Raw genomic sequence first — 4,425 nt, 5'->3', positions numbered from 1 at the left:
GCAGTCTTCTAATTGCAGTCGACCCTCGATATGATCACAATCCTGCGAGTCAGCACGGCGAATCATTTCGACAAATCGGACAGGGGGCGTTATGACTGTTCAAGGAATTCGGTCGCTAACGCCTACTTCGCCCGATCTTCGAGTCTTGCTCACGCCGATCCCTGCAAACGAGCGGCCCACCGTCGTGGAATCTGTCGGCGAGCACGAGTCGGCAGATGCGGAAAGGACGAACAAGGATCCGCTACGGACCTACCTATGGCTCGTCGTCAGCAGCGACCTTGTGGCCATCATCGCTTCGGTGGCTTCGGCAGTCTTCGCTCGGTTCAACTTCACATCTGACTCGCTCATCAACACCGCGCCGCACGGACTCGTTGCACTTGGAATTGCAGCCGCCTGGTTTGGCACGCTGTCGCTCAATGGCGCATACGACCGTCGCTTCTTCGGCGTCGGGACGGAAGAGTTCAAGCGCGTGCTAGTGGCTACCTGCATCCTGTTCGGATTGGTGGGCACGATCTCCTTCGTGTTGAAGGCTGAACTCTCGCGTGCGTTCATCCTCATAGTGCTGCCTGTCGGGCTACTCGCGCTCATCACTGGGCGCACGGCTAGTAGGGCCTGGCTCAAGCGGGAGCGCTCGAGTGGACGACGACTGTTCCGAACCTTGCTGATCGGCCAGCCTGAGCAAACTGAACTATTGGCCGCGGCCTTCGCAGTTGACCCATGCGCCGGATTCCTTGCGGTCGAACAAATTTCGCCTCCTCGGACCCATACTGCAGGGTGGATAGACACAGTCAGCGCGCAGATTCAAAGCCACCACATCCGTGCCGTAGCCATCTCCCAGTCGGACCTCATCACCGACGAGCTCATCAGACGCTTGGCGTGGCAGTTGGAAGGCCGCGGGATCGACTTGCTCGTTGCACCGATCCTGGGCGACATCTCCGGACCCCGCCTCACGTTGCGCCCCGCCGCCGGGTTACCGCTGATCCATCTCGATGAGCCACATCTCACGGGTGGTAAACGATTTGCCAAGCGAATACTCGACGTGGTCGGGGCCACTGTGCTCCTTGTCATCACATCTCCACTCCTGTTGGTGACGGCCGTGATGATTCGTGTTACGAGTAGGGGTCCGGTGATCTTCAAGCAGCGGCGAGTCGGTCTTGAGGGATCTCACTTCACGATGTGGAAGTTCCGCACCATGACCCAGGATTCAGAACTGGGACACGAACAAGCTGTGGCCAACGCGATGAAGTTGGGCTCCAATACGACGTTGCGCAATGATCCACGGATCACCAAAGTAGGCAGACTATTGCGACGTTGGTCCCTTGACGAGTTCCCCCAGTTTCTCAACGTAATACTCGGTTCGATGTCACTAGTGGGTCCGCGACCACTACTCGTGAGTGAAGCCAACAACCTCCCTGCGCAGGTACAGCGTCGCCATCTCACCAAGCCAGGGCTCACGGGCCTTTGGCAGATCAGCGGGAGGAAGGGCACCACATGGGACGAGCGCATGCGGCTCGACCTTTATTACGTCGAGAACTGGTCACCGGCTCTTGACACCATAATCTTGCTGAAGACGGCCAAAGCAGTCTTGACCGGGCACGGCGCCTACTGACCGGAGTCGACGTACACGACTCCCAACTCACGTGAGGACAGCCGGATGGCGAACGGAATTTGCCGCGCTCGGCGGATCACGATTTCCCTTGCAGTCATTGCGATTGCCGCGGTTGTATCGGTGTCCTGGCTCGCAGTTCGAGGACGAGATGCAACAAGCACAGCCTCCATTCTGGCGTCCACAATCACCCAACTACGCAGTGACGTCACTAAGGGCGACCTCACAGCGGTTGCAGGCGATATCACCAGTCTGCACAGTCAGGCCGCCCACTTGCATGATCTGACCGGCGACCCAATCTGGGGGCTGGCGGCCCTGCTTCCGGGCGTAGGGGCTCGCGCGTCGGCCGCGCGAACTCTGGGCGCGAGTGCTGACAGCATCGCAGCCGCGGCTGCTCCACTCGCTGAGCTCCTGCCCAAGTTCGATAAGGCCGCATTTGCAACCTCCGGCGGGAAGTTCGACGTCGAAGCACTGACCGCGCTCGCGCCCGTTCTTGAGGCGCTCGCAACAAATAGCGAGCAGGCCGCCCAAGATTTGGCCAGCATCAACCAAGTCGGACTCACCGCGGCCCAAGCCGAGCAGGTAAAGCAAGCTCGAGAAGCACTGAGCGCGGCAATTCCCGCGCTTCGCTCTGCATCCGCGGCAGCACCACTGATCGGGACCATGCTGGGTTCGAGTAAACCGCACACGTGGTTCATCGCTATGGAAAATCTCGCAGAAGCACGCGGCACCGGCGGCCTCATCGGTGCCTACGCGATCCTTCGAACTGACGCTGGCAAAGTGAGCATTGTCGAGGCGAATTCGCGAAAGCGGCTTGATTCCAAGAAGATCCCCGTGGGCAACCTCCCCGCCGAGTTCCAGGATCTATGGGCGTCCGATGCCGCTGAGTGGGCTGGCCTGAATCTGAGTCCGCATTTCCCCTACACCGGGCAGCTCATCGTCAACGGCTGGAAGGCTCAGGGCGGCGGATCCCTTGATGGCGTGGTTGCTCTGGACCAACGCGTCGTCGCGGCCCTACTCGCGGGCACCGGCCCCGTTAGCGTGCGCGGAGTTACCGTTGACTCGACCTCAGCCTTCACGTTCCTGACCAAGGACATCTACGCGAAGTTCCCAGTAGTGGCCGACAAGGACGCAGTGGTCGTCGAGTTGCTGAAAGCCGTCTTCCAACGCATCGCGAGCGGTCAGGTTTCGTTGGCTCCTCTGGTGAAGGCGCTGAAAGCACCTGTGACGCAGGGTGATCTGCTCGTGTACTCCGTGCACAAAGACGAGCAGGCCCAACTGGCCCGATATTCGTTGGCCGGGATCCTGCCGGATCAACCCGGGCCGTTCGCCATGGCCGTCGTCAACAATGGCGGCGGCAACAAGCTCGATGCCTACATCTCAGTCGAGATGCAGTACGACGGTGGTACCTGCACTGACTCGACTCGCACGAGCGAGATCTCGGTGATCGTTCACAACTCGGCACCAAGCCACGGACTACCGTCATACGTCGATCTCCGAGAAGACCTACCGGCCGGCCAGAATGCGTCAGCTCCCAAAGGCTCAACCAAGGTTCTGCTCTATATCTATGGCCCTGTCAAGGCCATTAATGCGCTCACGACTATCGACGGGCAACAGGTCAGCGTGTCCGAGGGACTTGAACGTGGGCATCCAGTCTGGCGTGTAGACCTAGTGCTCAACTCCAACCAAACCCGCAGCGTTGATCTGCTCATGCTGGAAACAGGCAAGGCGCTGTCTTTGCCCCCTGAGCCCGCCACCATGACTCAGCCAATGTCGATCCCACAGAAGGTAAGTGGACGGCAAGGGGCAGCTTGCACTGCGCTCTGAACTGACGCGCTGCAAGATCGCCGCGGTCGAGATGAAGCCGATTGCGGTGGGCTCGCGATGACGATCGGACACACTGATGGCCTGAGACTTGTCAGTCTCAGGCCATCAGTTTCGACGAGTGATCTAGCGCTAGCAGCGAACGATCCGGACCGAAGTGGTCGCGCGCTGGCTTGGCCCCACCGCGGCAACGAGGTAGGTGCCGGGGCTGGCGATATTGAAGGCCATCGAGACTTTGCCGGTTGAACCGGTTGACCTCGACTGGGCAAGTGCGCGCGACACTGACCGCACACTGCCCGTCCCGGCAGCCTGAGTCATCCTGACCGACACTCGAGTACGCGGCTTGAAATTGGACACCTTCACTACGAAGGTCTTCTTACTACATACCCGGGCAGGGGCCACGACCCTTGGCCGGCCGGTAACCACCACATTGGTCGATGAATGTTCGATAGCCGCGCAGTTAGCTGTCTTTGCGTGCATTGTGGCGTGACCTGCCGAATTTGGAACCTGGAAATCGGCTGACGCCGAACCACCCGAACTTGACACAGTGACCGAGCGCTGCCAAAAAGTAAAGATAACGTTGCACCCCGCCTGGACATTGGTGGCAAGGGCAGTGACGTGATCACCAACGGTGGCTGGATTCGGCGTGACAGTTACCTGCAATGCCGTTCCCGGCGGGTACGCGGCCACGCCGTCAGTCACTGCAAAAACCAGGGCAGAAGATACGCAAATAGTCGCAAATAAAGTGACAAATCCAAGTTTCATGTACGAAGAGTAGCCGAGAAACTCCGTTCTGTAACCAGATATTGTCCGATTGGTCCTTGTGCTCAGGAGGTACGGTGAAAAGGGAAATAAATGCCCACATTTGCTATTAGATTCCGCGGGCTGCCCATTTTCCGTGGAATATCTGCTCGCATTATCCGCGGCCATGGACCCAATCCCCTATGTGGGGAGCACGTATTGACTGCCCTGGTGGGTGCGTCCGTCGTCATGTG

3 protein-coding genes are annotated in these 4,425 nt (G+C 59.2%); 2 read left to right on the top strand and 1 reads right to left on the bottom strand.

Translation table 11 applies throughout. The features are described 5' to 3' along the window. The first annotated feature begins 145 nt into the window (after positions 1-145). Both WCJ41_RS20250 and WCJ41_RS20245 read left to right on the top strand, forming a co-directional pair. Positions 146-1,609, top strand: a complete 1,464-nt coding sequence (locus tag WCJ41_RS20250; RefSeq protein ID WP_336907648.1) for a sugar transferase — start codon at positions 146-148, stop codon at positions 1,607-1,609. Between the two features lie 45 nt (positions 1,610-1,654). After that, entirely contained in the window at positions 1,655-3,433 is a 1,779-nt protein-coding gene (locus tag WCJ41_RS20245) for a DUF4012 domain-containing protein (RefSeq protein WP_336907647.1), read from the top strand. Between the two features lie 129 nt (positions 3,434-3,562). On the opposite strand, the gene WCJ41_RS20240 is transcribed toward WCJ41_RS20245, so the two are convergent. Next, positions 3,563-4,195: a hypothetical protein gene (locus WCJ41_RS20240; protein ID WP_336907646.1), complete on the bottom strand. Its 633-nt coding sequence runs from the start codon at positions 4,193-4,195 to the stop codon at positions 3,563-3,565. Positions 4,196-4,425: the final 230 nt, after the last annotated feature.

This window comes from Aestuariivirga sp. (genome assembly GCF_037139295.1).
In the GTDB taxonomy this organism is placed as follows: Bacteria; Pseudomonadota; Alphaproteobacteria; order Rhizobiales; family Aestuariivirgaceae; genus Aestuariivirga.
The sequence above is the reverse complement of the archived record's forward strand: the minus strand, read 5'-3'. Positions and strand labels throughout refer to the sequence as shown.

Coding starts and splice junctions, on each gene's coding strand:
- WCJ41_RS20245 (WP_336907647.1), top strand. CDS start 1,655: ATGGCGAACGGAATTTGCCGCGCTCGGCGGATCACGATTTCCCTTGCA.
- WCJ41_RS20240 (WP_336907646.1), bottom strand. CDS start 4,195: ATGAAACTTGGATTTGTCACTTTATTTGCGACTATTTGCGTATCTTCT.